Genomic DNA, 25,911 nt, shown 5'->3' on the forward strand with positions numbered 1-25,911 from the left:
TGGACCTCCGCGAGTTCCACACCCGGGTGCAGTCCCACCAGTGTGAGTTCGCGTGTGGCGGGGTCGGGTTCGAGGACACCGAGGTCGGTGATGACCCGGACCGGCCCCGCCCCGGTCAGGCCGAGCCGTTCGCGGTCGCCGGGGCCCGATCCGTGGCCCACCGAGGTCACGAAGTCCACCTTCTCCACGAACGCGCGGGGGCTGTGGCGCATGACCACGATGACCTCGCGGCAGGAGGCGGCGATCTCGGGGGCGCCGCCCGCTCCGGGCAGGCGCACCTTCGGGTCCGCGTAGTCCCCGATCACGGTGGTGTTGATGTTGGCGAACCGGTCGATCTGCGCCGCGCCGAGGAACCCTGCGTCGATACGACCGGCCTGGAGCCAGTAGTTGAAGACCTCGGGGACCGGGACCACCGTGTCTGCGGTGTCGGCCAGGATCCCGTCGCCGATGGAAAGCGGCAGGTGGTCGGGGGAGGCGCCCAGGGTGCCGGACTCGTAGATCATCCACAGGTCGGGGGCGTGCGTTCGGCTGGCCACGTTCGCGGCGGTGCTGGGCAGGCCGATGCCGACGAAGCAGGCCATACCGTCGCGCAGCGAACGCGCGGCGGTGACGGTCATGATCTCGTCGGAGGTCCAGGTCTCGGTGGTCACGCGCCTCTCCCCACGGGCTCGGTGTCGCTGTCCGGGGACTCGGGCGACGAGGTGGCGGGAGGGGCGGAGGGAGGCTGTGAGCCCGCGGTGAGGTCGGCGAGCCAGGCGGTGAAGGCCTCACGGTCGCGCCCGACCGCGTCCCAGGCACGGTAGGCGGCGTTGTCCCGCTCGTAGTAGCCGTGGGCGTAGGAGGGGGCGGCGCCGCCGGGAACGACGCTGACGGCGTCCACGACCCGGCTGGGCAGGATCACCTGACCCGGGACGGGGTCGAGGGTCTCCACGACCTCCTCCACGGTGGCCAGGACCCGATCGGACGCCAGAGCGGCCTCCTTCTGGATGCCGGTGATGCCCCACAGCTGGACGTTGCCCCTGGTGTCCGCCCGCTGGGCGTGGATCACGGCGACGTCGGGGTTGAGCGCGGGCACAGCGGCCAGCTCCTGCCCGGTGAAGGGGCAGGTGATGGTCTTGATGTGGGGGTTGTGCTCGACCAGATCGGTGCCGGCGTAGCCGCGCATCACCGCGAACGGCAGACCGGAGGCGCCCGCGACGTAGCGGTTGGCCATCCCCGCGTGACTGTGCTCCTCGATCTCCAGCGGGACCGGCCAGGAGCGGGTGACCGCGTCACGGAAGCGGTGCAATGAGCCGACACCGGGGTTGCCACCCCAGGAGAAGACCAGGCGACGCGCGCATCCGGCGCCGATGAGCTGGTCGTAGACGATGTCGGGCGTCATACGGACCAGGGTCAGGTCCCGCAGACCCTGGCGGATGATCTCGTGCCCGGCGGCCACGGGGATGAGATGGGTGAACCCCTCCAGAGCGACGGTGTCGCCGTCGTGGATGAGCTGCCGGACCGCCTCGTCCAGGGGCACGGCCATGGCGACCCTCCGGTTCGTATAGCGAATTGATGTTCACAGTGCGAACAATTGGGAATGACGGTAGCGCCGATCACAAAAAGGGTCAAGGCACGGCCCAGCTGTTCGGTATGAGAACATCGCGATGACCGTGACCCGAAGCGGCGCGACCGCCATCCCCGCACCCGGACCTGGAAGGCCCCATGACCACCGAAGACGCCCCCGAACGCGGCGCACACTTCGTGCAGTCCCTGGAGCGGGGACTCATGGTCGTCCGCGCCTTCTCGGCCGAGCGCCCGTCGATGACCCTCAGCGAGGTCGCGCGCGCCACCGACCTCACCCGGGCCGCCGCCCGCCGCTTCCTGCTGACCCTGGGCGACCTCGGGTACGTGCGCACCGACGGCCGGAAATTCGCCCTCACACCGCGCGTGCTGGAGCTGGGATACGCCTACGTGGCCTCCGCCGGGCTGCCCGACGTGGCCCAGCCGCACCTGGAGGACCTGTCCGCCACCGTGCGCGAGTCGGCCTCGGTGTCGGTCCTGGAGGGAGACGACATCCTGTACGTCGCCCGTGTGGCGACCTCGCGGATCATGGCAGTGTCCATCGCCGTGGGCACCCGTTTCCCCGCCTCCACCACGTCCATGGGCAGGGTGCTGCTGGCGGGGTACGGAAACGCCGAGCTCGACGCCTACCTGGACCGGGTCGAGCTGAGTCCGCTGACCCGCTTCACCCTCACCAGCTCCGCCGCGCTGAGGACGGAGATCCTGCGCGTGCGCGAGCAGGGGTACGCGATCGTCGACCAGGAACTGGAGGAGGGGCTGCGCTCCCTGGCCGCGCCGATCCGCGACGCCAGCGGCCGCGTGATCGCCGCGACCAACGTGTCCGCGCACGCCAACCGCTCCTCGATCGAGGACGTGCGTCGCGACCTGCTCCCCGTCCTGCTGGAGACCACCGCGCGCATCGAGGCCGACCTCGCCTCCGTGGCCCGGCGCGACGCCGCGCACTGACCCCGGACACGGCTCCGCGGCCCGACCAGGACGGGGTCGGGCCGCAAAGCTTCCTTTGCGGTTCAGGCCGCCAGAGCGAGCAGCTGGGGGACGGTCAGGACCGCCACGTAGAAGCCCATGAACTGCACGCCGCTGTGCATGTTGAACATCTTGCCGAAGAGTCCGCCGACCAGGCCCACGGTGAGGGTCACGCCCACCGCGAGCAGGCCGCCCTCGTACAGGCAGATCACCAGGATCAGCCCGGCGAAGGCGCCGATGATCGCCTCGTGCGAGATCCGGCGCATGACGAACGAGGCCGCCCGGTGCGCGTAGGTCATCGCGAACGGGTAGGCGATGACGGACGCGATGATCACGCCCAGCAGTCCGTAGACGAGGAACTCGCCGCTGGACATCAGGTCGTGCAGGTTGTGCGTCTCCCCGGTCTCGGTGTTGACCGTGTGCACCGGCGGCGCGTTGAACAGCGGCGCGGCCGGTCCGGCGGCCATCGGCGAGAGCGGCAGCCCCAGCGCGATCAGCGGGATCAGCGTCTCGGCGATGTAGGTGGACTCGGTGGTGCCGTTGCGCACCGACATCACCGTGGTGAGCCGGTGGTACCCGTTCTTGATCCGGGCACCGACGATCTCGCCCATGAGCACCGTCATGGCCACCGGGGAGAACACGAACGTCGCGCTGGAGACCCCGGCGGCGGCGCTCGTGTAGGCGACCTGCTTGCGGTCCAGCACCTTGAGCGGGTTGGGCAGGCGCCCGGACCAGGTCCGGGTGTCGGGGGCCAGGTCGAAGCGGCGACGGGCGCGGCGCCGCAGCGTGGCCCGGCCCGAGGGCGCCAGCGACAGGAACAGGTCAGCGATCAGCGGCCCGGTGGCGATGCCCAGGAAGAAGCTGATGGTCAGCGTCCCCCCGGTCGTCTGGGACACGAAGGCCTGCATGCCCACGACCAGCAGGACGAACGGCACCAGGGCGAGCACCGCCGCCAGCTTGCCCTTGGACGTGTAGGCGATGAGCACGGCCGCGACCACGAAGATCCACGGCGCCGCCTCGCCGATGGCGTCGGCGAAGGGGCTCAGCGCCCACGCGAACAGCACGGCCAGGGGCACCGACAGGAAGGCGGCGATCACGCCGCCCGAGATCGCCTTGCGCAGCGCGATGTGCGGTACGCCGAGCTCACGGAGCAGCTGGGCGTCCCTGAGCATGGGCACGGCGAGGGTGTCGCCGGGGATGCCCAACAGGGCCGTGGGGATGGCGTGGGTGATGTGCTTGGCGACGATCCCCGCCATGAAGAAGGTGAACACCCCGGCGGGCGGAACGCCCAGCAGCACCACCAGCAGGGTCAGCGGCGCGATCGTGGCCGTCTCGTCGGTGTAGGAGGCCAGGCCGATGAAAGCGAAGACCACGGCGCCGATCAGGCCCATGCCCAGGGCCCAGGAGGCGTCGGTCAGCAGTTCGGGACTCACGGGTTCTGCTCCTCGCTGCGGCGGCGGTGCTGCGCCAGCAGGTCGTCGAAGAGTCCGAGCGCACGCAGTTCCCTCTGCACGGGTTCGGACAGTTCGGTGGGGTCGCCGAGCGGGCCGTAGTCGGCCTCGACGGCGTCCATGGCGGCCCGCCTGCTCTGCTCGGTGGGTGCGTGTTCGGTGACCACGCGCTTGGGCGGGAACAGCAGCGCCCCGCCGAACCCGGCCAGCAGACAGCCGACGAGTCCGACCAGGAGGGCGTAGGTCCCGGCGACGGTCTGGTCGTCGACCAGGCGGGAGAACAGCAGTTCCGCCCCCAGGTACAGGGGCACGGTCAGACCGATGCCCAGGGCGATCGCCCAGATCGTGTGGCGGGAGTCGACGGTGTCGCCCCAGATCTCCAGGAGGCGGCCGCCGTCCTCCTCCTGCTCCGTCGTGGGTTCGGTCATCATCGTCCCCTCAGCTGGCCGAGGACCGCCTCGGCCCGGTCCTGTCGGATGGCCTTCTCCTGGACGAGGACGGCCACGACGCGGTCCACCTCGTCACCGCTCGCTCCGGCGGCGACCGCGATGTTCCTGGCGTGCAGCGACATGTGGCCGCGCTGGATGCCCTCGCCCGCGAGGGCGCGCACCGCGGCGATGTTCTGGGCCAGCCCCACGGCGGTGATGAGCTCACCGAGCTCCGTGGCGTCGGCGACCCCGGTGAGGGCGACGGCGGCCTGGGCGGCCGGGTGGGTGCGGGTCGCGCCACCGACCAGGCCCACAGGGGTGGGCAGTTCCAGCGTGGCCACGACGTTGCCGTCGGCGTCGCGCTCGAAGGTGGACAGCGAGGTGTAGCGTCCGTCGGCGTCGACGGCGTGGGAGTGGGCTCCGGCCTCGACCGCTCGGGTGTCGTTGCCGGTGGCCAGCACGACGGCGGAGACACCGTTCATGATGCCCTTGTTGTGGGTGGCGGCGCGGTAGGGGTCGGCGGCGGCCAAGCGGTAACCGTGGATCATGTCGGTGGCGATGGCCTCGCCCCCGAGGGCCTCGGTGTCCAGGACGGCCCGCGCGCGGGTGAGCCGCAGGTCGGCCTTGTTGGTGAGGATGCGCAGGACCGGACGGCCGCCAGCGGCCTCCGCCAGGCGGGGCGCCACCGCCTCCGCCATGGTGTTGACCGCGTTGGCCCCCATGGCGTCGCGCACGTCGACCACCAGGTGGGCCACGACGTAGGTCTCCTCGAACGCCCTGACCGTGCGCACCGTGAGGTCACGCACGCCACCGCCGACCTCGACGAGTCGGGGGTCCTGTTCGTTGGCCAGTGCCACGAGTTCGGCGCGGGCTTCCAGGACGCGCAGGCGGGCGGCCTCGGGGTCGGCCACGTCCACGACCTGGATCTGCGCCTGCATCACCGGGCCGGTCGAGCTCGTGCTGAACCCGCCCCGGACCCGGGCGATGCGGGCGGCGTTGCTGGCGGCGGCCACCACCGAGGGCTCCTCGGTGGCCATCGGAACGAGGACGTCGCGTCCGTTGACCGTGAAGTTGGTGGCGACGCCGACCGGGACGCCCATCACGCCGACGGCGTTCTCGATCATGTGGTCGGCCGCCGCCACGCTCAAGCCGTGCTCGTCGAGGGCGTCGAACACGGTCGCGTCCAGGCCGCTGACGGAGGCCAGGCTCGCGCGCCGCTCCTGGACGCTGAGGGAACGGAAACCGGACAACCTGCTGGTTTGCACCACGTGTGGATTCACTCCTGAGGGAAGGGGCGCCCCCGATGTGGGGTACGTCACTGCGGATTGGTCCATCCAAGCAGCGCCGTTCACCCCCGGGACATGTCCGAAACGGACAGGAAACCCACGGTTAACCTGTCACTTCCCGCCCCGTCCGAGCAGGTGGAGGCGGGTGGCCACGGTCACCCGGAACATGGAGTCGGCGGACCGCCAGTCCTCGCCCAGCAACGAGGTGATCCTCTCCAGACGCTGTTTGACGGTGTTGGGGTGGACGTACAGGGCGCGCGCGGCGCGGGTCACGCTCCCGCCGTTCGCGGCGAGCGCGGTGATGGTCCCGGTCAGGTCGGAGTGGTGCCGGTCGTCCCAGGCGACGACGGGGCCGATCACCCGTTCGACGAAGGTCAGCGCGCGACCCCCGTCGGTGCCGAACATCGCCAGGTAGGGGGCGTAGTCGTCCACCTCGAAGGCGCCCCGGCGCACGCCCAGGGCGGGCAGGAACGCGGCGCACTCCCAGGCCTCCGTGAGGACGGCGGGCAGGCCGGGGAGGGTTCCGACTGCTGAGCCCACCGCCAGGACTGGCGCGTCCGTGGCCGTTGCGACCCTCTGGGCCACCTGTTCGGCGGCGGCGGTGGGGTCCCTTCCGGGGACGAGGACGCTCACCCCCTCCCCCTGCGGTGCGGCCATCCACCCCTGGTGAACGGCCAGGGCCCGGTGCAGGGCGTGCCGGTGGCGGTCGGGGACGGGGACGACGACCACGGTCCAGGGCTGGTCGAGGACGATACCGCGCGCCGAGGCCCGGCGGCGGAGGGTGTCGGTGTCGGCCGTGCCGGAGAACAGGTCGAGGGCGAGTTCACCGCGCACCCGTTCCTCCGCGTGGGCGACGGCCTCGCTCTGCATGGTCAGCAGGGCCAGGATCTGCCCCGATCGTTCGACGGTGCGGCGCTCGACGTCACTGAGGGCGCCGTCGCCCTCCCCCACCAGCAGCATGCCCAGCAGCTCGGCCCCCGCGGAGACCGCGACCACCACCTCCGGCCCCGGCCCCTCCACCGGAACGCAGTGGCCGGACTCGCGGCTGCGAGCGAGTGCCCTCGTGGCGGCGGGGGCCAGTCGCCCGTCCGGCCACCAGCCCGCGGCCACCTCGGAGGTACGGGTGACCGCGTGGTGATCGCGGTCGGCGATGGCGACGGTGCGCCCCAGGGACTCCGCGAGGGTCAGGGCCACCTCGCGGGGGCCGTGCCCGGACAGGACCAGTGCGGTCAGCCGTTCGTGCACCCGCGCGGCGGCGGCCATGGCCTCCGCGTGACGCTCGGCGCGTTCCGCCGCCTCCGTGGCGGCGGCGAACAGGCGGGCCGTGTGCAGGATGACCGCCGCCTGGTCGGCGAAGGCCGAGAGCAGGGCGATCTCCTCCCGGGCGAAGGGGCGTGAGGCGCGGTCGGCGGCGAAGAGGACACCCAGGATCTCGCCGTTGGCGGACATCGGCACCCCGACGAGGGAGCGCAGCTGTTCCTCGGCGATGGCGGCGTCAATCCCGGGGTCGCGGTCGAAGTCGTCCCGCACCCCGTAGTCGGAGGTCCACTGAGGGGTGTTGGTGCGCACCACCCGGCTCGCGATCCCGGCCCCGGCGGGGACGCGCAGACCCGGGAAGCGCGGGGAGACCGTGCCCCGGCTGGCCCGCACGAAGAGTTCGTCGGTGTCCCTGTCGTGGACGGACAGGTAGGTGACGTCCGTTCCGACGAGGTCGTGGGCGCGGTCGACCAGCCGCCTGAGCAGTGGCTCCACGTCACGGACCTCGACGAGGTCGCGTGTGCTGGCGATCAGCGCCGAGAGTTCACCCTCGCGGCGCCGGAGGCGGGTCAGGCGCGCGGACAGGCTCCTGACGCGCTCCACCAGAGCGTCGTCCACGGGGCCGAGGAGAGCGGTGACGTCGTCCGTGGACGGGTGTTCGCCCTCCTCCAACCGGACCAGCAGCTCCGCGAGCGCGCGCTGGCTGCTCGCGTCGAAACGCGGGAGACCTTCTTGCATCGCACCAGTCTCACATCCTTGCTGGTGGGGCGGTGCGTCCGCCCTGCGGTTCGGCGCGTGCGGCGCGTCCGCGAGCGGGCGGATTCAGAGCGCGGAGCCGACCCCTTCCGTATCGTCGGCGACGCGGGCGCGGTGGCGGCGGACGGCGTCGCGGTTGCCACAGGCGGGCGAGCAGTACCGCTGGCGGCCGTTGCGGGAGAAGTCGGCGTAGACCAGTGCGCAGCCGCGGGCGGCGCAGCGGCCCAGCCGGTGCATGCCACGACCGGTCAGGTGCAGGGCGGTGCCCACGGCGATCAGCGAGGCGATCTGCCGGTGCGCGGGCAGGTCGTCGGGGCGGTAGTGCAGGTGCCAGCCGGTGCCCGCGTGGTCGGTCAGCCTCGGCGGACTGGAGTATTCGGCGAGCAGGGCGTTGAGGCGGTCGGCGCGGGTGGGCGGGTCCGCGCTGTCGACGACGGCGGCCCACCCTGTCAGGAAGTCGTGGACCCGGGCGAGGTCGTCCTCCCCCACCGCGCGTTCCAGGAGGAAGCCCACCTCCGCGCAGCGGCGCTCCAGGTCGGCGGTCTCGGAGCACGGCCGGTTGGCCAGGTCCACCGCCAGGGCGAGGGGACCCTGACCGTAAGGGTTGAGATGCATAATGCCATTACACCAGACTGGGGCCATGACCGAGCACGAACACCGCTGGACCACCGACTCCACCCACTCGACCAGTGAGGGCATGGTCATCTACCAGCGTTGCCTCTGCGGGGAGCACCGTGTGGCCCTGTCCGCGCCGATCCTCCAGGCGCACACGTCCACCCGGCCGGGGCGCGGCCGCTGAGTCCCACCACGCCGATCACCCCTCCACCCCTGATCACCACCGGACGCCGATCCCCCGCTCCAGGGTGCGCACGACCGCCGGGGCCACCGCGTGCCGGGGCATCTGCCCCCGCGAGGCTCGCTCCAGCCCGGTGAAGACCAGCGCCCACAGGACCTGGACCGCCCAGGCGGGATCGGCGTCGGGATCGAACGCCCCCTCCTCCTGCCCCCGGCGCACCAGACCCGTGAGGATCTCGGGCTCGGGTTCCGTGGCGTCCGGGGCGTCGTCGAAGACCTCGTTGGCGGTGTCGCCGAAGGCGAAGACCACCCAGTCCCCCACCTCCACGTGCGCGGCGACCACCCGGCGCATGGCCTCCTGGGCGGACCCCTCCTCCACGCGCGCCTCGTCCATGACCCGCCCGATCTCCGACAGCGCCTCCTCGTAGGTGGCGGCGAGCAGCACGTCGCGGTCGGGGAAGTAGCGGTGCAGGGTGCTGCGTCCCACCCGCGCCGCCTCGGCGACCTCGGACAGCGGCGCGTTGCGGTCGTTGGCCAGGACGGTGGCGGCGGCGCGCAGGATCGCCTCCCGCGTCCGGGCACGTACACCCGTCCTCGGACTCTCGGTGCTCGTCATGGCGCCAACCTACCGTTCGCACCAAAAACGGAATCCCGCCACTCTTTATGGGACACCAGTGTCCCATTATGATAGACATCAATCCCACAATCTCTGGAGAGGAACCCCCCATGCGCGTCCTGGTGACCGGAGCCAGCGGGACCGTCAGCTCCCTGGTGGTCCCGAGACTCATCGAACGCGGTGCCGCCGTCCGGGCACTCAGCCGCGACCCCGCCCACCGCGTCTTCCCCGAGGGCGTCGAACCCGTCGAGGGCGATCTCGAACGCCCCGCGACCCTGGACGGCGTCTTCGACGGGGTGGACGCGGTCATGCTCTATCCCCACCCCGAGACGGCCGAGGAGGTCGTCGACCGTATCCGGAACGCCGGGGCGCGACGGATCGTCCTGATCTCCTCGGCATCGGTCCAGACCGCCCCCGGCGCCGACACCGAGCACAACCACGGTCACCAGCACCACCGCCCCGTGGAGGAGGCGGTGGAGCGCTCCGGGCTGGAATGGACCCACCTGCGCGGCGGTGAGTTCATGGTCAACGACCTCGACTCCCTTCCCGACTCCGTCCGAGCCGAGGGGGTGGTCCGCGCTCCCCGGGGCGACGAGCCCGGGGCGCCCGTTCACGAGGCCGACATGGCCGACATGGCGGCGGCCACCCTGTTGGAGGACGGCCACCACGGCCGGGCCTACGAGATCACCGGCCCGGAGTCCCTCACCCCGGCCCAGCGCACCGAGGTGATCAGTCGGGCCCTGGGGCGCGAGATCACCTTCGTGCCGCTGACCCTGGCCGAGGCCCGCGAGCTATGGCTTGCGCGGGGCGTCCCGCCCGAGCTCTGCGACTGGCTGCTGTGGGAACCCGACCCCGAGGACGACGGGACCGACACCGATCCGACTCCCGACGAGTACGTGTCCCCGGACTACCAACGGGTCATCGGCCGCCCCGGACGCACCTACGCCCGGTGGGTCGCCGACCACCTCGCCGCCTTCCGGTAGTCACCCCGACCAGAACGCCCCCACCGGGTCCCGGGTTCCTTGCGCGCCCCGGCGCCACCTGGAATCCTGCGGTCCCCGGCCGAGGGCGACACGGGACGGCGGACACCGGCCCCACCCGCGCCGACCTGGCACCATGGCACGGACCCGGCCGTCGTGCCGCAGCGGAAGGAAGACAGTGACCGACGCACACACCACGCCCCACGTCGCAGAGCAGGCGGGCACCCTCCTCCTCGGAGGGGACCTGCCGGTCCACCGTCTGGGGTTCGGGGCCATGCGAATCGTCGGCGAGGGGGTGTGGGGACCGCCCCGCGACCGCGACGAGGCCCTGGCCGTCCTGCGCCGGACCGCCGAACTCGGGGTGAACTTCATCGACACCGCCGACTCCTACGGCCCACAGGTCAGCGAGCAGCTGATCCGCGAGGCGCTCTATCCGTACGCGGACGACCTGGTCATCGGCACCAAGGCCGGTTTCGTACGCACCGGCCCCGCGCAGTGGCACCGGCTGGGGCGCCCGGAGTACCTCAGGCAGCAGGTGGAGCTGAGCCTGCGCAACCTGGGGGTGGAGCGCATCGACCTGATGCAGCTGCACCGGATCGACCCGGACGTGCCCCTGGCCGATCAGCTCGGTGCGCTCACCGAGCTCCGGAGCGAGGGCAAGATCCGGCACATCGGGTTGAGCGAGGTGGGTGTGGACGAGCTGTCGGCGGCTCGCGCGATCACCCCGATCGCCTCGGTGCAGAACCAGTACGCGCCGTCCTTCCGTCAGTCCGAGGACGTCCTGGAGCAGTGCGAGAGGGACGGGATCGCCTTCCTGCCGTGGGCCCCGGTCGGCCGCGGCGAGATGGCGGCGGCCGACTCCCCGCTGGCCGGGATCGCGGCCCACCACGGGGTGAGCCCGGTCCAGCTGGCGCTGTCCTGGCTGCTGCACCGCTCCCCCGTGATGCTGCCGATCCCGGGCACCTCGCGGGTGTCCCACCTGGAGGAGAACACGGCGGCGGCCGCCGTCCGACTGTCCGAGGAGGAGGTCGAGCGGATCAGCCAGCTCCTGTCCTGACCCGCACTCCCCCGGACACGGGCGCGGCCCGGCGGAGCGTTCCTCCGTCGGGCCGCGCCCGTGGGGCCGCCCGTTGCCGCGGCGGCCGTCGTCCAGGGTCAGCTGGGACGCATGCGGAACACCTGGAGACGCATGTCGTAGTACTTCTCGGTCTCGCCGACCCATTCCATCCCGAGTCTGCGAGCCACCGCGAGCGCCCGCTCGTTGCGGGGGCGCGCGACCGCGAACACCTCCTCGATCCCCTGACGGAAGGCCCAGTCGATGATGGCCCGGCTCGCCTCGGTGGCATAGCCCTGCCCCCACACGTCCGGACGCAGCGCCCAGGAGAGTTCGAAGTCCTCCTCGAAGGGCGGGAGGAGCTTAAGGGACAGCCCTCCCACCAGTTGTCCGTCCTTCTTGTTGATGATCGCCCAGCGCCCGGCGGGTGGGATGAGGTTCGGTCCCGCCTCGATCCACGCGTGGAGCACGGAGCGCATCGCGCTGATGTCGGTCACCGGGTGCCACTCCGGTGTCAGCCAGTGCGCGACCTCCTCGGCCCCGTAGATCTGGAGGGCCGCGTCGGCATCGCCCAGCTCCCACTCCCTGATCAGGAGTCTTTCGGTTGGCAGCTCAAGGCTCATATACCAACGGTAACCCGGAAGAATCCGGCGGGACAGGGGGGCGACCGAAGAGACTGGGTCCGTTGCGACTCCTCCCCGACCACCGGAGCGAGGAAGCGGTCCGGGACCGCACGGATCTCCGGTCCCGCAAGAGAACTGCGTAAGAACTTTCGCATCGACGACGTTTTCTTGCCATGATGTGACTTGCACTTTCCTTCGGTACCTGGAGTCCCACATGCTCTTCAGCCACGACCCCCACCACGACGGCTCCCCCGACCACGTGATCCTCGACGGGAACCGGGCACGGCTTCGGGTGCGGGTCCCCGGCGGCGCGGACTCCGTGTACGCGTACGTGGTGGAGGACGGCGAGGCGGGCCTGGTGGAGGGTTCGCTGGAGGGCGCCGCGAACGGGGTGAGCTGGTTCGTCGTGGAGATCCCCCTCCAGCCCGTGGTGACCCCCTACCGCTTCGCGATCGTGCGCGAGCGCCGCTACACCTGGCTCAACCAGGCGGGCGCCCACGACCACGAGGTCACCGACGACGCCGACTTCCGGCTGGTGAACGCGCCCAACCCGCCCGCCTGGGTCCCGGGGACCACCGTCTACCAGATCTTCCCGGACCGCTTCGCCCGCGACGACGACTCCGTGGACGCCCCGACCGAGCACCCCGAGTGGGCGACTCCCCGGGCCTGGGACGACGAACCCTCCGGCTCCGGCCCGGCGGCCCCCGGCGAGTACTACGGCGGCACCCTGGAGGGCGTGCGCCGCCACTTGGACCACCTGGCCGACCTCGGCGCCCGGGTCGTGTACCTGACCCCCTTCTTCCCGGCCCGGTCGACGCACCGCTACGACGCCTCCAGCTTCGACGAGGTGGACCCGCTGCTCGGCGGCGACGGAGCCCTGCGCGCGCTGACCCGCGAGGCGCACGCGCGCGGCATGCGGGTGATGGGCGACCTCACCACCAACCACACCGGTGACGAGCACGAGTGGTTCCGGACGGCCAAGGCGGACCCGGACTCGGAGGAGGCCGGGTACTACTACTTCGACGAGCACCCCGACTCCTACGTGAGCTGGCTCGGCGTGCGTACGCTGCCCAAGCTCGACTACTCCTCGGCCGCTCTGCGCGAGCGCGTCTACGGGGCCGACGACTCCGTCCTGGTGGAGCGGCTGGGCGGCGACGAGGGCCTGGACGGCTGGCGGATCGACGTGGCCAACATGACCGGCCGCCTGGGGGCCCAGGACGTGAACCACGAGGTGTCCGGTGAGATCGCCGCGCGTGTGCGCGAGGCCGCGCCCCAGGCATGGCTGCTGGCCGAGCACTTCTACGACGCGGGCCCCGACACCCGCCACGACGGCTGGCACGGGGTGATGAACTACGCCGGGTTCACGCGGCCGGTGTGGGCCTGGCTGAACACCGGCCCGGAAGGGGTCCGGTACGCGGCCACGCACACGTCGGCGCCACTTCCGAGGAGCGGCGCCATCGAGGCCGTGCGAGCGATGCGGGCCACCAACGCGGGGCTGCCCTGGCGGGTGCGCGTCCACAGCGTCAACGCCCTGAGCACCCACGACTCCGCACGGTTTCGCACCGTGGTGGGCGATCCGCTCCGCCAGGCGGTGGGAGTGGCGGCGCAGGCCGCGCTGCCGGGTGTTCCCTTCGTGTTCGCGGGGGACGAGATCGGGCTGGAGGGGCGCGACGGTGAGAACGGGCGGCGCACCATGCCCTGGCACCGCCCCCAGGACTGGGACCGGAGGGTGCTGGACTCCCACCGCCGCCTGCTCGCGCTGCACCGGGACCTGCCCGCGCTCCAGGGCGGCGGGCTGCGCTGGCTGGACGCGGGCGAGCACCACATGACGTTCCTGCGGACGCTCGGCGAGCAGGTGGTGCTGGTGCACCTGGCCGACGGCCCGCACGAGGAGCGCACGGCCGCGCTGGGCGATCTGGACGCGGCGGGGCTGGAGGTCGTGGAGAGCGACGGCTCGGTGCGGGCGCGGCTGGGAGACACGGTGGGGCTGTCCGCCGACGGCCCCGGCTACGTGTTCGCGGTCGGAACGCGGTCCGCGGGCTGAACGCGGTCGGGGGCGGGGGGCCGACCGCCCCGCCATACGCAGCCCCGCGTGGGGCGGGGGCGGATCAGTCCAGGAGGGGTTCCACGTCCTGGGTGATCCGGGTGACCACCTCGGCGGTGCGGCCGGTGAAGTAGAAGTGGTCGCCGGGCAGGGTGTGGTGGGCGAAGCCTCCCTCGACGTGCTCGGACCAGCCCGCGAGACGCTCCGGGGTCATGCCCCGGTCCTGCGCACCGCCGAAGACCGACAGCGGGACCCTCAGCGGTCGGCCCCTGGGCGTCGGGCTCCAGGTGTCGACCAGTTCCAGGTCGGCGCGGACCAGGGGCTCCACGTAGGACCACAGGTCGGGGTCGTCCAGAGCGCGTCGGGGGGTGCCGCCCATGCGGGCGATGGTCTCGCGCAGGCGGTCGGCGGAGACCAGGTGGCGGGGCGCGGCGCGTTCGGGACCGGGCGCGGGGCTCCAGGCGGAGGCGCCGAGCCAGCGCGGCGGGGTCCCCGCGTCGGTCAGACGGAGTGCGAGTTCGTAGGCGACGAGCGCGCCCATGCTGTGCCCGAAGAGGCCGAAGGGCCGGTCGAGTTCGGGGCGGACCACCTCGTGCATGCGCTCGGCCAGGGCCTCGGCGTCGCGGAGGGGTGGCTCGTGGGCGCTGCGGACGCGACCGGGCGCGTCCAGCAGGCAGATCTCCCAGTCGTCGGGGAAATGGCGGACCCAGCCCCGGTAGCCCAGGTGGGAGCCGCCCGCGTGGTGGAGGACGAAGAGCCGGAATCGGCTGTGGGGGACGGGTCTGAGCCGGTTCAGTGCGCCCTCGTGCACGGCTCTCCACTCCTTTCTACCGATGGGTAACTACGCGAACCTACCAGTCGGTAATCGGCTTCGGGTAACCCGGAGAACCCGGACCGCTCCCCCGCGTGAGCGTTGCCACACTCGCCCCTCGTTCCCCTCCCCCGTGCGGCCCCACGTCCGTCGCCGCCACCGGAGTCCTTCCCACTCCGCGCGGTGACAAGGGCGCTCGAAGGGTACGAAGCGTGCTAGCCGCCCGTGTGGCCGTCCCCCGGCCCGCGCCCCGTCCTGAGAGGCCCCATGGAACACACCCACGTCGTCGCCGGGCTCACCTCGCCGGTCGAGGTGGTCTACGACCGCTGGGGCGTTCCGCACGTGCGCGCGCACGGAGCCGACGACGCGTTCGTCGCCCAGGGCTTCACCGCGGCGCGGGACCGGCTGTTCCAGCTCGACCTGTGGCGGCGCCGCGGCCTCGGCCTGCTCTCCGAGGTCCTGGGCGAGCGGTACCTGGAGCGCGACCGCGCGGCCCGCCTCTTCCTCTACCGGGGCGACATGGAGGCCGAGTGGTCCGCCTACGGCGAGGGCGTGCACCGGATCGCCGAGCTCTTCACCACAGGGATCAACGCCTACGTCGACCTCACCGCACGCGAACCCGGGCTGCTCGGACCGGAGTTCGCCGAACTCGGGTTCACCCCCGACCGCTGGGCCCCCGAGGACCTGGCCCGTGTCCGCTCCCACGGCCTCTACGCCAACGTGGAGAAGGAACTGGCCCGCGCCCTCACCCTGCGCGACTTCGGCCACGAGGCCGAGGACCTGCGCGCGGTCCGTGAACCCGGTGGTCCGCTCCACGTGCCCGAGGGCCTGGACCTGGACGTCCTGCACCCCGAGGTCCTGGACGTGTACCGGCTGGCCTGCGCGCCCCTGGACCTGTCCGGCGCGGCGCCGCCGCGCGCCGCGCACGAACCCGACGGCAGCAACAACTGGGTGATCGGCGCCGAGCGCACCGCCACCGGCCGCCCGATCCTGGCCAACGACCCGCACCGGGCGGTCGGCGATCCGGCGTTGCGCTACCTCACCCATCTGAGCTGCCCGGAGTTCGACGTGATCGGCGCGGGAGAGCCCGCCCTGCCCGGGGTGTCGATCGGGCACAACGGGCACGTCGCCTTCGGGCTCACCATCTTCCCGATCGACCAGGAGGACCTGTATGTCTACGAGCTCCACCCCGACGACCCCGGACGGTACCGCCACCGCGACGGCTGGCGGGCTCTGGAGACGGTCACCGAACGCGTGCCGGTGCGCGGCGGGCCCGACCGCGAGGTACGGCTGGAGTTCACCGTGCACGGACCGCTCGTGCGCTCCGGCCCCGAAAGCAACGCCGCCTTCGCCGTGCGCGCGGCCTGGCTGGAACCGGGCATGGCCCCCTATCTGGGCAGCGTGCAGTACATGCGGGCCCGCAACGGCCGCGACTTCCGCGACGCCCTGCGGGTGTGGGGCGCGCCGGGCGAGAACCAGGTGTACGCCGACGCGGAGGGGATCGGCTGGATCGCGGCGGGCCGGGTACCCGTGCGCCCGAACTGGGACGGCTCACTGCCCGTGCCCGGTGACGGGAGCCACGAGTGGGCGGGCTTCCACTCCGGAGGGGACCTACCCGCCGTACACGGGCCGGAACAGGGGTGGTTCGCCTCCGCGAACGAGTACAACACCCACCGGGCGCCCGGGTGGGCGCCGTTCACCGTGACGCGGGACTGGGCGGCCCCGCTGCGCTACGAACGCATCGCCGAGGAGCTGTCCGCACGCGCCGACTGGACCGTCGAGGACACCTGTCGGCTCCAGGGCGACCATGTGAGCCCGGTCGCGCGTGCCGCCCTGACCGTGTTGGACGGACTTCCCGACACCTTCCCGGGGACCGCCCAGGCACTGGAACTCCTGAGGGACGGCGGTTGGAACGGGACGATGGCGGTCGACCTGCCCCAGCCGACCCTGTTCGAGCACTGGTTCGCGCACCGGCTGCACCCCTCGCTGCTGCACGAGCGCCTGCTGAGGACGGTCGGCCCCGAACGCGTCGAGGCGGCGGTCGCGGCGCTCAGCCCCGACCCGGACCGGGCGGCCGACCCGCGCGTGTGCCTGCGCCTGCTGGCGGAGGCGGTCCTCAGCGAGCGGGGGCGCGCGCTGGTGGCGCGCTCACTCGGGGCGGCCCACCGGGACCTGGCTGAGCGCCTCGGTCCGCCCGGTCCGGCCTGGCACTGGGGTGAACACCACTTCGCCCGGCTGGACCACCCGCTGGCCGCCCTCCCCGACCCTCCGCTGTGGGCGCGGGGGCGGCGGGTGGCCCGGCCCGGCAGCGCGGACACCGTCGACCTCACCGCCTCGGACTCCTCGGGCCGCCAGTACCACGGCGCCTCCTTCCGGATCGTGGTGGACGTCGGTTCCTGGGACGAGTCCGTGGCGGTCAACGCGCCCGGCCAGTCCGGGGACCCCCGTGACCCCCACCGCGACGACCTCACCGACCTGTGGGCGCGGGGTCGCCACTTCCCCCTGCTGTACTCCCGCGAGGCCGTGGACCGCCACCGCGCCTCGACCCTCCACCTCGTCCCGGCCGCTTCGTGACCTCCCGGGCGGGTCGCGTCACGGAGCCCGGGAGGTGACCGCACGCCCGAGCCGGGCGGAGAGTCCGGCGGTGTGGGTCCGGAACTCCTCCGGTCCCTCCACCGTGAAGTCCAGTCCGCTCAGGGCCAACAGAATGGCGATCCACTCGTAGGAGTCCACCCGGGCCGCGTACCGGCAGCGGTCGGGGCCGACCACCTCCAGGGAGCCGTCCACCCGGGTGAGTCGGGCGGCCACCTCCGCCGCGGGAGCATGGAACACCACTGTGACGGTGTGCCGCGCGCGGCCCGCGCCGAACCCCTCCTCCAGGTACGCGGCCAGGTCCTCGGCCGGGAGTTCCCTGGGGGTGAACGCGGCGCGGGTCGGGGTGAGGCCGCTGATCCGGTCCAGCCGGAAGGATCGCCAGTCCTCGCGGTCGCGGTCCCACGCGAACAGGTACCAGCGCCTTCCCAACAGGAGCAGCCGGTAGGGGTCCACGTGGCGGCGGAGTTCCCGTCCGTCGCGGCCCCGGTGGGTCATCCTGATCCGGTGCCCGGCGGCGACCGCCTCACCCAGGCCGGTGAGCAGGTCGACCGGCGCCCCCGGCCAGACGCTGCGGCCGGGGTCCACCGCTGAGGCCAGGGTGCTGGCGCGCCGGGACAGCCGGGAGGGGAGCACCCGTTCGATCTTGCCCAGGGCCCGCTCGGCTCCCTCCTCCGCGTCCTGGACACCGCTGAGCCCTCCCGCGACCATCCGCAGCCCGAGCGCAACGGTGACCACCTCGTCGTCCTCGAACATCAGCGGCGGCACGGCGTTGCCCGCCACGAGCCGGTAGTGTCCGCCGGGGCCGCGCAGGCTCTCCACCGGGTAGCCGAGCTCGCGGAGGCGGTCGATGTCGCGCCGCATGGACCGGGGACTGGTGCCCAGCGCCTCGGTCAGGGTGGCGCCGGACCAGGCGCGTCCGTCCTGGAGCAGGGAGAGCAGGCGCAGCATGCGCTGACTGGTGTCGGCCATGCTCGCATTCTTCCCGATCACCGCCGAGTTGTGGCCGGAATCTGACCACAATCCCGCCTACCGTGGCCGGCATGAGCACCACACCACGCGCCAAGCCGGGGATCACCGTGACCGGAGCCCGGGAGAACAACCTGAGAGGGGTGGACCTGACCCTGCCCCGGGAACGGCTCGTCGTGTTCACCGGGGTTTCGGGGTCGGGCAAGTCGTCCCTGGTGTACGGCACCATCGCGGCGGAGTCCCAGCGCCAGCTCAACGAGGCCCACGACAGTTTCACCCGGAGCCGCATGGCCCACCTGGGCGTGCCCGACGCGGACCGGCTGGAGAACCTCACCGTGACCCTCGCCGTGGACCAGAGGCGGTTCGGCGGCAACGCGCGCTCGACCCTGGGCACCGCCACCGACCTCGCCCCGCTCCTGCGTCTGCTGTTCTCCCGGATCGGTCGGCCGTGGGCGGGTTACTCCCCCGCGTTCTCGTTCAACGACCCCAGCGGTATGTGCCCGGAGTGCGAGGGCCTGGGCGCCGTCCGGCGCGTGGACGCCGACGCCCTCCTGGACGACACCCTCTCCCTCGACTAGGGGGCCATCCGGCTGCGCACCTTCGCACCGGGGTCCTGGCGGTGGAAGCGCTACGTGCACGCGGGACTGTTCGACCGCCGCAAGCCGGTGGGCCGCTACACCGCCGAGGAACGCGACCTCCTCCTGCGCGCCGAGGGGGTCAGGCCCCCGAACCCGGACCCGGAGTTCCCGGTGACCGGAGTGTTCGAGGGGGTGGTCCCCCGCATCACCCGCAGCCTGCTGGACGTGGCCAAGCTCAAGCAGACGGACCGGGACGAGCTGGAGCGGGTGGTGTGGCGCGGAACCTGTCCCGAGTGCGACGGCGCGCGCCTGAACCCGGCCGCGCTGGCCTGCCGGATCGGTCGGTACAACATCGCCGACCTGTGTGCCCTGCCGGTGTCCCGGCTCGCCCCCGAGATCGCGAAGGTCGACGATCCGCGCGTGGCCCCGGTGACCGCCGCGCTGCTGGAACGGCTGCGCGGCCTGGAGGAGGTGGGGCTGGGCTACCTCAGTCTGGACCGGCACTCGGCCACCCTGTCCGGCGGCGAGGCCCAGCGGGTGCGACTCGTGCGGCACCTGGGTGGTGCCCTGACCGGGCTGACCTACGTGCTGGACGAACCGAGCTCCGGGCTGCACCCCGCCGACGTGCACCGGCTCACCGGCCTGCTGCGGCGCCTGCGCGACAAGGGCAACACGGTGCTGGTGGTCGAACACGACCCGGACGTGATCGCGGTGGCCGACCACGTGGTGGACCTCGGACCGGGCGCCGGAACCGAGGGCGGCCGCGTCGTCTACGAGGGGACCGTGGAGGGTCTGCGCCGCGCCGCCACTCCCACCGGCCGCTACCTGCGTCAGCCCCGTTCGGTGCGGTCCCGCACGCGTACCCCCGACGGATCAGTGGAGGTGCGCGGCGCACGTCTGCACAACCTGCGCGGGATCGACGTGTCCGTTCCCACCGGGGTGCTGACGGCGGTGACCGGTGTGGCGGGGTCGGGCAAGAGCTCGCTCGTGCACGGGGAGCTGCCCCGGGTCCGCCCGGACGCGGTGGTGCTCACCCAGGGCACGCTGCACGGCGGTCCCCGGTCCACGCCGGTGACCTACCTGGGGATCCAGGACACCCTGCGCACGCTGTTCGCCCGCGCCAACGGGGTGGCGTCCGGGTGGTTCAGCGCCAACTCCACGGGCGCCTGCCCCACGTGCCGGGGGCGCGGCGTGATCGTCACCGACCTCGCCTTCCTCGACGACGTCGAGACGGTGTGCGAGCGCTGCGGCGGACTGCGGTTCAACGACCGGGCGCTGTCGTACACCCTCGGCGGGCGCACGATCGCCGAGGTGCTGGCGATGACGGCGGCGCGTGCCCGGGAGGTCTTCGAGGGGCCCGTGTCCGAGGCGCTGGACCGGATGGAGCGGGTCGGGCTGGGCTACCTGCGCCTGGGGCAGTCACTGGACACGCTCTCGGGTGGAGAGCGCCAGCGCCTCCGGCTGGCCCGCGAGCTGGCGGAGCCCGCGCGGCTGTACGTGCTGGACGAACCCACCACCGGCCTGCACGGCGGTGACGTGGCCGGGCTCGTCGCCCTGTTCGACCGCATGGTTGACGAGGGAGCGACGGTGGTGGTCGTCGAGCACCGGATGGACGTGGTGGCCGCGGCCGACCACGTGGTGGACCTGGGTCCGGGTGCGGGCGGCGAGGGCGGGCGCGTGGTGTTCGAGGGGACGCCGGCCCGGATGGCCGCCGCTGGAAGGGGTGCGACGGCAGACGCCCTGCGCGCCCACCTGGCCGGGTGATACCGGCGGGACGGGACCGCCGGGCGTGGGCTTTCGCCCCGTACCTCCCCAGCGGTAGGAGGTACGGGGCGAGGGCAGCGAAGCGAGACCGGGCGCGCGATCCGCGTGTCCCACGCGTTTCCGGCAACGAATTCCCGTCCGCCGGGAACTCCTCGGGCCCGCCGGACGACATCAGTGTCGACCGGGACGGCGACGCCAGAGGAGACCCATGGAACCGGTGACCACGAGGCCCGTGACCGAGGACGGGGCACCCCCGCCGAGGCCGGGCGTGTGGGCCCAGCTCAGGCCGCTCGTGCTGCGGCTGCACTTCTACGCCGGCGTGCTGGTCGCGCCCTTCCTCCTGGTGGCGACCGTCTCCGGGCTGCTGTACGTGTGGACGCCCCAGGTCGAACAGGTGCTGTACGCCGACCAGCTGAGGGTGCCCGCCGCGGAGGAGTCGCTTCCCCTGGCCGAACAGGTACGGATCGCCCGGGCAGAGGTGCCCGACGCCAACGTGCACTCGATACGCCCGGCCACCACCCCGGAGGACTCCACCTGGGTGCTGATGGACCTGGCCGAGAGCGGCACCGGGGCGCGCACGACCGTGTTCGTCGACCCCCACGCGGGCGAGGTCCTGGGGGTGTCCGAGAGCTACGGGACCAGCGGCGCGCTGCCGGTCCGCACCTGGATCGACCTGCTCCACCGGCAGCTGCACCTGGGTGAGGTCGGGCGGCTGTACAGCGAACTCGCGGCGAGCTGGCTCGGGGTGGTCGCCCTGGGCGGGCTGGCGCTGTGGGTGGCCCGGCGGCGGCGCGGACGCCAGCGCGGAGGGCGGGCGCGCTCGGTCTCCCTGCACGCCACCACGGGGGCGTGGATCCTCCTGGTGCTGCTGTTCCTGTCCGCCACCGGACTGACCTGGTCCCAGTACGCGGGGGCGAACGTCTCCGAGCTACGGGAGCGGATGTCGTGGACCACCCCGGCGGTGTCCACACAGACACCCTCAGCCAGCCCAGGGGTGGACGTCGGCCCGGACGCGGTCCTGGCCAGTGCCCGGGAGGCCGGGCTCGACGGGCGCGTCACCGTCGACCTGCCCACCGACCACACCTCTCCGTACGTGGTCACTCAGCTCGAACGTTCGTGGCCGACCCAGGCGGACTCCGTCGCCGTCGCCCAGGACACCGGCGAGGTCGTCGACGTCGTCCGCTTCGAGGACCACCCCCTGATGGCCAAACTGAGCCGATGGGGGGTGGACGCCCACATGGGGCTGCTGTTCGGCGTGCCCAACCAGCTCGTCCTCACGGCGGTCTGTGGTGGGCTGCTCTCGGTGATCGTCCTCGGCTACCGCATGTGGTGGCGGCGCAGGCCCGCGCGGGCCGGGGCGTGGGCCCTGGGCAGGCCGTATCCGCGCGGTTCGTTCCTCGCGCTCTCCTGGCCCCTGAGGGTCGCGGTCGTGCTGTGTTGCACCGCTGTCGGCCTGGCCCTGCCCATGCTCGGGGTCTCGCTGCTGGTCTTCCTGGTGATCGACGCCCTGGTCGGACGGTTCTCCGGGGCCGGTCGGGTCAGGGCGGGTTCCGGGTGAGCTCGGGGAACCGTCGGAGCACCCGGTCGGCCACCTGGGACGGGCTGAGGTCGGTGTTGTCGACGGCCAGGTCCGCCCAGTCGGCCAACCACTCCCGGTGGGCCCGGTAGAACGGGTCGACCTTGGACCGCCGGAAGGCGCGGGCCTCCTCGTTGACCTCGGGGCGGCCGGGGGCGACGTCGTGGGCGGCGATGCGCGCCTCCAGGGTGTCACGGTCGGGGTGCAGCAGGACGCGGCGGACCGCCAGCCCCTCGGCGCGCAGCCCGGTGAGGATCTCCTCCGCGTACTCGCGGCGAAGGACGCTCATGGGGGCGATGAGGGTCTGACCGGTGAAGGCGTGGACCCGCGCGGCGACGGTGGCGAACAGGGAGCGCCATGGTGGAAGGTCCTGGAAGTCGCCGGGATGGTCCGGCAGCAGGTGGCGGAGCATGAAACCGATCTCCTCGGGGTCGAGGAGACGGCTGTCGGGAACCCTCCGGACCAGGGTCTCGGCGGTGGTCGTCTTCCCACCGCCGAAGGGGCCGTTGATGAGCAGCAGCATGCGCGGCAGCCTACTGGGGACGTCGACGGGTTTCGGGGGTGGGACCGGGTTCCCGTAGGCTGACCTGCCGAACCGGGACCATCCGGGCGCGACGACTAGAGAACCCCTGGCATGAAGCACCCAACCGACGCGTGGGCCACCATCACCCCCGACCGCAAGGTGTTGGCGGTCGTGCGCAGTGTCCCTGCCGCCGGGCGACTGCTGGACGTGGCCGGGCTGTTGGGCGACGACCGGGTGGGCCTGACCTTCACGGTCACCCCCGGCTCGGCCTCCGAGGCCGGGATCGCGCCCATGCTCCGCGCCGCCGGCGTCGACTCCCTGCCCTGGGAGACGGCGGTCGCGCGGTCGAGCGGGTTCGATCTGGCCCTGGCCGCCAGCACCAAGGGGGGCCTGCACCGGATCGACGCGCCCCTCGTACTCATGCCGCACGGTGCCGGGCACAACCGGCTCGTGGGCTCACACCCGGGGTCGTTGTCGAGCGCCTCCGGGCTGGACGGATCCGAGCTCGTACACGAGGGACGGCTGATCGCCGACCGCTTCGTGCTGGCCCACCGGGAGCAGGAGGCGCGCCTCCACGAGTCGTGTCCGCAGGCCCAGGGGCGCGGCGCGGTCGTGGGGGACCCGGCCTTCGACCGGATGCTCGCCGCTCTGGGACGCCGTGACCGCTACCGAACCGCCCTGCGCCTGGGCGGGCGCCGGCTGGTGGTGGTCTCCTCCACCTGGAACCAGGGTTCGCTGCTGGGTTCGCAGCGCGAGGTGCTGCGCAGGCTACTGTCCGAACTGCCCTGTGACGACTACCGGGTGGCGCTGGTCGCGCATCCCAACGTGTGGAGTCAGCACGGCCGGGCCCAGCTGGAGCTGTGGTTAGCCGACGAGATCGAGGCGGGGCTGGTCCTGATCCCCCCGGCCGAGGGGTGGCGGGCGGCGCTGGTGGCCGCCGACCTCGTCGTCGGTGACGTGGGTTCGGTGACCTACTACGCCGCGTCACTGGGGCGGCCGGTGATGCTCGCCGCCTTCTCCACCGGGGACCTGGACCCTCGCTCACCCCTGTTGGAGTTCGGCGCGGCGATGCCGAGGCTCACCCGGGGCGGGATCGCCGAACAGGTGGAGCGGGTCGTGCGCACGCCGGTGCCCCCGGTCGCCGACCTGCTCATGGAGAACCACGCCGAGTCCGCTCCCCGGCTGCGGTCCCTGCTGTACTCCCTGCTCGCACTGCCCGAGCCGGAGCGCGCCGCGTACTACCGGCCGCTGCCGGACCTGCCCGACGCCCCGGACGACGTGACCGCGTGGCGGGTGGACCTTCGGGTGGACCCGGCCGCGTGGGATCTCCCGGAGCCGGACACGAGTGGGACCGACGTACGGCTGAGGCGCTATCCCGCCGGCGCTCCGCTGCCGCGGTCGGGCAGGTCGGCCGTGCGCCCCCTGGTCGTGGACGCCGAGGACGCGGTGATGCCCCGCTGGGGCTCGGCCGACGCGTGGTCCAACCGGCGGGGCCATACCGAGGAGGAGGCGGTGTCGTGGTTGAAGGAGCGGGTCGACACGCATCCGAAGGCCCTGCTGGCGGTCGCCGCGCTCGGTGAGGGGTCCGTGCTGCTGTTGCACCGTTCCGGGGCCGCGATGCGCGTCCACGCGGACGGCGCCCGCCCACGGGTGGACGCGTCGATCGTCGCGGCCGCCGCCGTGGGTTGGGCCCGCGAGGGACTGCCGTGGCACCGCTGGCACCACCGGGTCCGGGTCCGTTTGGGCGAGCGCACCGTGCACCTGCGGGGCTACCCCCCCCGCGAGATCTGTGCTTTCTAGGGGAGGCTGAGGTGGCCCCGCGGTGAACCGGGGTGGGACGCGGAATCAGTCCCGTGCCGTCGTGAGGCGCTGGAGATCCCCGGAGATCAGGCCTGCGACGCCGTCCAGGTGGTAGTACTCGGTGATCCTCAGCGCCCAGGCCAGCCGGGTACGGGCCTGGGCCCTCTCCCCCCGCCGCTCCGCGACACGGGCCAGGACCCGCGCCGCCTGGACCTGCTTGACCGGTTCGGCCAGTTCCTCGAAGACGATCCTGGCCGCGTCGGCCCTGGCCTCGGCCTCGTCGAGGCGGTTCAGGTCGGTCAGGGCGCGGGCCAGTGCCAGTCGCACCCGGGCCCGCAGCAGCTCCCAGTCGTGGATCGCCCAGTCCGTCTCACGTTCTCCCCTGTCACGGGAGAGCTCGGCCAGCCGGTGGTCGGCGATCCGCTCGGCCTCACGGAGTTCGGACTCGGCGAGGGACGCGTCGCCCCGGCGCCGGGCCTGCTCCCCCAGCTGGTAGGTCTGGAGGGCGTCACCGCGCGGGCGTCCGGCTCGCCGGTGGATGTCGCGTGACCGGGTGAGCAGTTCCTCCGGGCTCTGCTCCGACCCCGGACCGGCCCTGCCCTCCAGCTCGGGGAAGCGTCCCGTGAGGAGCCCCTGGGTCTCCAGCACCACGGCCAGGTCCGGTTCGGCCCCCTCCGCTGCCCGAGCGGCCTCGGCCACCAGCGCGGCGGCGCGTTCCCCCTGACCCAGCTCGCAGTGGATGCGGGCCAGGTACACCGCGCAGCGGGCGACGGCGCCGCGGTGACCGCTCTGACGCGCCACGTCCAGGGCGTGCCCGTAGACGCGGGTGCCGATCTCCAGGCGGCGCCTACCGTGGCAGGCGGGCCACACGGCGTCGGCCAGGACCAGGACGGCGACGGGGTTGTCGAGTTCGTGGGCCAACCGCATGAGGTCGGGCACGTGTGCCAGGTGCCGGTCCTGCCAGTCGGCCGCCTCACTCCTGCGGCTGAAGGGCAGCCGGTGGTCGGCGGGGGCGACGGTGAGTTCGGCGGTGTCCAGGGAGTTCACCAGGCGGTGGCGTTCACCGAGGCTGGCCCGGTCGGCCAGGTGGTGGGTGACGGTGAAGAACCGCAGGACGGCGGCGGCGTCGAACCTCCACCGCTCCCCGGTACCCTCACGCACCCGCTCCCGGACGAGTTCGACGATCCCCCTGCCAGCACCGGTCTCCGGGTGGAGCAGGCTGGCGTCGGCGAGCCTGCCCATGACCGCCGGGGCCCTCTCCCCCACCGCCGCGTGCCCCAGTTCGTCGGGGAAGGAACGCCCCGGATGCGCGGAGAGGAACTCCAGGAGCCGCAGCTCGTCCGCGCCGAGCCCGGACAGGGCCACGTCGATGACGGCGTCCACGCCCGCGAGCGGCGGGACGGCCGAGCGCTGCCTGGCCACCACGGCGTCGACCAGAGCGGCGATGCTCAGTCCCTGGGCGTCCACGTGACCGGCGGGCAT

The 25,911-nt window shown here is 72.7% G+C and carries 20 protein-coding genes and 2 pseudogenes; 9 read left to right on the forward strand and 13 right to left on the reverse strand.

Annotated features, from left to right (window positions below):
• Both D452_RS0107335 and D452_RS0107340 read right to left on the reverse strand, forming a co-directional pair.
• The coding region (locus D452_RS0107335) for a 3-oxoadipate--succinyl-CoA transferase subunit B (protein WP_017543505.1) at nucleotides 1-650 on the reverse strand (650 nt) is incomplete at its 3' end.
• Nucleotides 647-1,525 carry a CoA transferase subunit A gene (locus tag D452_RS0107340; protein ID WP_017543506.1) on the reverse strand — a complete coding sequence of 293 codons (879 nt, stop codon included), beginning with the start codon at nucleotides 1,523-1,525 and terminating at the stop codon, nucleotides 647-649. The genes D452_RS0107335 and D452_RS0107340, both read right to left, overlap by 4 nt.
• Nucleotides 1,526-1,704: 179 nt before the next feature.
• On the opposite strand from D452_RS0107340, the gene D452_RS0107345 reads away from it, so the two are divergent.
• A complete protein-coding gene (locus D452_RS0107345) occupies nucleotides 1,705-2,508 on the forward strand; it encodes an IclR family transcriptional regulator domain-containing protein (protein WP_017543507.1) in 804 nt (267 codons plus the stop codon).
• Between the two features lie 62 nt (nucleotides 2,509-2,570).
• On the opposite strand, the gene D452_RS0107350 is transcribed toward D452_RS0107345, so the two are convergent.
• The 5 genes from D452_RS0107350 to D452_RS0107370 all read right to left on the reverse strand — a co-directional run bounded on the left by D452_RS0107350 (nucleotide 2,571) and on the right by D452_RS0107370 (nucleotide 8,319).
• Nucleotides 2,571-3,959: a tripartite tricarboxylate transporter permease gene (locus D452_RS0107350; RefSeq protein ID WP_017543508.1), complete on the reverse strand. Its 1,389-nt coding sequence runs from the start codon at nucleotides 3,957-3,959 to the stop codon at nucleotides 2,571-2,573.
• Nucleotides 3,956-4,405: a hypothetical protein gene (locus D452_RS0107355; RefSeq protein ID WP_017543509.1), complete on the reverse strand. Its 450-nt coding sequence runs from the start codon at nucleotides 4,403-4,405 to the stop codon at nucleotides 3,956-3,958. The genes D452_RS0107350 and D452_RS0107355 overlap by 4 nt, the downstream gene beginning before the upstream one ends.
• Nucleotides 4,405-5,673, reverse strand: coding sequence for a hydroxymethylglutaryl-CoA reductase, degradative (locus tag D452_RS0107360; protein ID WP_026129061.1), 1,269 nt, complete (start codon nucleotides 5,671-5,673; stop codon nucleotides 4,405-4,407). The genes D452_RS0107355 and D452_RS0107360 overlap by 1 nt, the downstream gene beginning before the upstream one ends.
• Before the next feature lie 129 nt (nucleotides 5,674-5,802).
• Nucleotides 5,803-7,686, reverse strand: a complete 1,884-nt coding sequence (locus D452_RS0107365) for a helix-turn-helix domain-containing protein (protein ID WP_017543511.1) — start codon at nucleotides 7,684-7,686, stop codon at nucleotides 5,803-5,805.
• An 84-nt stretch (nucleotides 7,687-7,770) separates the two neighbouring features.
• Complete coding sequence (locus D452_RS0107370) at nucleotides 7,771-8,319, reverse strand: CGNR zinc finger domain-containing protein (protein WP_017543512.1); 549 nt, start codon at nucleotides 8,317-8,319, stop codon at nucleotides 7,771-7,773.
• Nucleotides 8,320-8,344: 25 nt separating this feature from the next.
• Between D452_RS0107370 and D452_RS30835 the strand changes: the two genes are divergently transcribed.
• Entirely contained in the window at nucleotides 8,345-8,503 is a 159-nt protein-coding gene (locus tag D452_RS30835; protein ID WP_017543513.1) for a hypothetical protein, read from the forward strand.
• Nucleotides 8,504-8,536: 33 nt separating this feature from the next.
• On the opposite strand, the gene D452_RS0107380 is transcribed toward D452_RS30835, so the two are convergent.
• Nucleotides 8,537-9,115: a TetR/AcrR family transcriptional regulator gene (locus D452_RS0107380; protein ID WP_017543514.1), complete on the reverse strand. Its 579-nt coding sequence runs from the start codon at nucleotides 9,113-9,115 to the stop codon at nucleotides 8,537-8,539.
• 110 nt (nucleotides 9,116-9,225) lie between these two features.
• Here D452_RS0107380 and D452_RS0107385 point away from each other — a divergent pair, with 110 nt between their 5' ends.
• Together D452_RS0107385 and D452_RS0107390 are read left to right on the forward strand one after the other, a co-directional pair.
• Nucleotides 9,226-10,098 (forward strand): NAD(P)H-binding protein, encoded by an 873-nt coding sequence (locus tag D452_RS0107385; RefSeq protein WP_017543515.1) that lies wholly within the window; start codon nucleotides 9,226-9,228, stop codon nucleotides 10,096-10,098.
• 175 nt (nucleotides 10,099-10,273) lie between these two features.
• Nucleotides 10,274-11,152: an aldo/keto reductase gene (locus D452_RS0107390; protein ID WP_017543516.1), complete on the forward strand. Its 879-nt coding sequence runs from the start codon at nucleotides 10,274-10,276 to the stop codon at nucleotides 11,150-11,152.
• 98 nt (nucleotides 11,153-11,250) lie between these two features.
• Here D452_RS0107390 and D452_RS0107395 read toward each other — a convergent pair whose 3' ends face one another.
• On the reverse strand, nucleotides 11,251-11,772 hold the full coding sequence (locus D452_RS0107395; RefSeq protein ID WP_017543517.1) for a GNAT family N-acetyltransferase: 522 nt from the start codon (nucleotides 11,770-11,772) through the stop codon (nucleotides 11,251-11,253).
• Between the two features lie 214 nt (nucleotides 11,773-11,986).
• Between D452_RS0107395 and D452_RS0107400 the strand changes: the two genes are divergently transcribed.
• Entirely contained in the window at nucleotides 11,987-13,816 is a 1,830-nt protein-coding gene (locus D452_RS0107400) for a glycoside hydrolase family 13 protein (protein ID WP_017543518.1), read from the forward strand.
• Between the two features lie 64 nt (nucleotides 13,817-13,880).
• Here D452_RS0107400 and D452_RS0107405 read toward each other — a convergent pair whose 3' ends face one another.
• Nucleotides 13,881-14,627: a thioesterase II family protein gene (locus D452_RS0107405; protein ID WP_017543519.1), complete on the reverse strand. Its 747-nt coding sequence runs from the start codon at nucleotides 14,625-14,627 to the stop codon at nucleotides 13,881-13,883.
• Between the two features lie 267 nt (nucleotides 14,628-14,894).
• Here D452_RS0107405 and D452_RS0107410 point away from each other — a divergent pair, with 267 nt between their 5' ends.
• Nucleotides 14,895-17,201, forward strand: coding sequence for a penicillin acylase family protein (locus D452_RS0107410; protein WP_017543520.1), 2,307 nt, complete (start codon nucleotides 14,895-14,897; stop codon nucleotides 17,199-17,201).
• An 18-nt stretch (nucleotides 17,202-17,219) separates the two neighbouring features.
• Here D452_RS0107410 and D452_RS0107415 read toward each other — a convergent pair whose 3' ends face one another.
• On the reverse strand, nucleotides 17,220-18,191 hold the full coding sequence (locus D452_RS0107415; protein ID WP_017543521.1) for a helix-turn-helix transcriptional regulator: 972 nt from the start codon (nucleotides 18,189-18,191) through the stop codon (nucleotides 17,220-17,222).
• Between the two features lie 71 nt (nucleotides 18,192-18,262).
• On the opposite strand from D452_RS0107415, the pseudogene D452_RS27860 reads away from it, so the two are divergent.
• Nucleotides 18,263-20,530 (forward strand): annotated as a pseudogene (locus tag D452_RS27860) (ATP-binding cassette domain-containing protein).
• A gap of 208 nt (nucleotides 20,531-20,738) precedes the next feature.
• Nucleotides 20,739-22,088 carry a PepSY-associated TM helix domain-containing protein gene (locus tag D452_RS0107425; protein ID WP_017543524.1) on the forward strand — a complete coding sequence of 450 codons (1,350 nt, stop codon included), beginning with the start codon at nucleotides 20,739-20,741 and terminating at the stop codon, nucleotides 22,086-22,088.
• Here D452_RS0107425 and D452_RS0107430 read toward each other — a convergent pair.
• Nucleotides 22,069-22,629, reverse strand: a complete 561-nt coding sequence (locus D452_RS0107430) for an AAA family ATPase (protein ID WP_017543525.1) — start codon at nucleotides 22,627-22,629, stop codon at nucleotides 22,069-22,071. The two genes, D452_RS0107425 and D452_RS0107430, sit on opposite strands and share 20 nt — an antisense overlap.
• Before the next feature lie 111 nt (nucleotides 22,630-22,740).
• Here D452_RS0107430 and D452_RS0107435 point away from each other — a divergent pair, with 111 nt between their 5' ends.
• Nucleotides 22,741-24,429: a UDP-N-acetyl glucosamine 2-epimerase gene (locus D452_RS0107435; RefSeq protein WP_017543526.1), complete on the forward strand. Its 1,689-nt coding sequence runs from the start codon at nucleotides 22,741-22,743 to the stop codon at nucleotides 24,427-24,429.
• A 45-nt stretch (nucleotides 24,430-24,474) separates the two neighbouring features.
• Here the strand turns inward: D452_RS0107435 and D452_RS30665 are convergent.
• Nucleotides 24,475-25,911, reverse strand: a pseudogene (locus tag D452_RS30665) (NB-ARC domain-containing protein); the annotation flags it as partial.

Source organism: Nocardiopsis prasina DSM 43845 (assembly GCF_000341265.1).
GTDB lineage: Bacteria > Actinomycetota > Actinomycetes > Streptosporangiales > Streptosporangiaceae > Nocardiopsis > Nocardiopsis prasina.

Excerpts from the sequence above, each read along its gene's own strand:
- D452_RS0107380 (WP_017543514.1), bottom strand. The coding sequence starts at position 9,115 with ATGACGAGCACCGAGAGTCCGAGGACGGGTGTACGTGCCCGGACGCGG.
- D452_RS0107345 (WP_017543507.1), top strand. The coding sequence starts at position 1,705 with ATGACCACCGAAGACGCCCCCGAACGCGGCGCACACTTCGTGCAGTCC.
- D452_RS0107355 (WP_017543509.1), bottom strand. The coding sequence starts at position 4,405 with ATGACCGAACCCACGACGGAGCAGGAGGAGGACGGCGGCCGCCTCCTG.
- D452_RS0107410 (WP_017543520.1), top strand. The coding sequence starts at position 14,895 with ATGGAACACACCCACGTCGTCGCCGGGCTCACCTCGCCGGTCGAGGTG.
- D452_RS0107400 (WP_017543518.1), top strand. The coding sequence starts at position 11,987 with ATGCTCTTCAGCCACGACCCCCACCACGACGGCTCCCCCGACCACGTG.
- D452_RS0107395 (WP_017543517.1), bottom strand. The coding sequence starts at position 11,772 with ATGAGCCTTGAGCTGCCAACCGAAAGACTCCTGATCAGGGAGTGGGAG.
- D452_RS0107340 (WP_017543506.1), bottom strand. The coding sequence starts at position 1,525 with ATGGCCGTGCCCCTGGACGAGGCGGTCCGGCAGCTCATCCACGACGGC.
- D452_RS0107370 (WP_017543512.1), bottom strand. The coding sequence starts at position 8,319 with ATGCATCTCAACCCTTACGGTCAGGGTCCCCTCGCCCTGGCGGTGGAC.
- D452_RS0107435 (WP_017543526.1), top strand. The coding sequence starts at position 22,741 with ATGAAGCACCCAACCGACGCGTGGGCCACCATCACCCCCGACCGCAAG.
- D452_RS0107415 (WP_017543521.1), bottom strand. The coding sequence starts at position 18,191 with ATGGCCGACACCAGTCAGCGCATGCTGCGCCTGCTCTCCCTGCTCCAG.
- D452_RS0107430 (WP_017543525.1), bottom strand. The coding sequence starts at position 22,629 with ATGCTGCTGCTCATCAACGGCCCCTTCGGCGGTGGGAAGACGACCACC.
- D452_RS0107385 (WP_017543515.1), top strand. The coding sequence starts at position 9,226 with ATGCGCGTCCTGGTGACCGGAGCCAGCGGGACCGTCAGCTCCCTGGTG.
- D452_RS0107425 (WP_017543524.1), top strand. The coding sequence starts at position 20,739 with ATGGAACCGGTGACCACGAGGCCCGTGACCGAGGACGGGGCACCCCCG.
- D452_RS30835 (WP_017543513.1), top strand. The coding sequence starts at position 8,345 with ATGACCGAGCACGAACACCGCTGGACCACCGACTCCACCCACTCGACC.
- D452_RS0107365 (WP_017543511.1), bottom strand. The coding sequence starts at position 7,686 with ATGCAAGAAGGTCTCCCGCGTTTCGACGCGAGCAGCCAGCGCGCGCTC.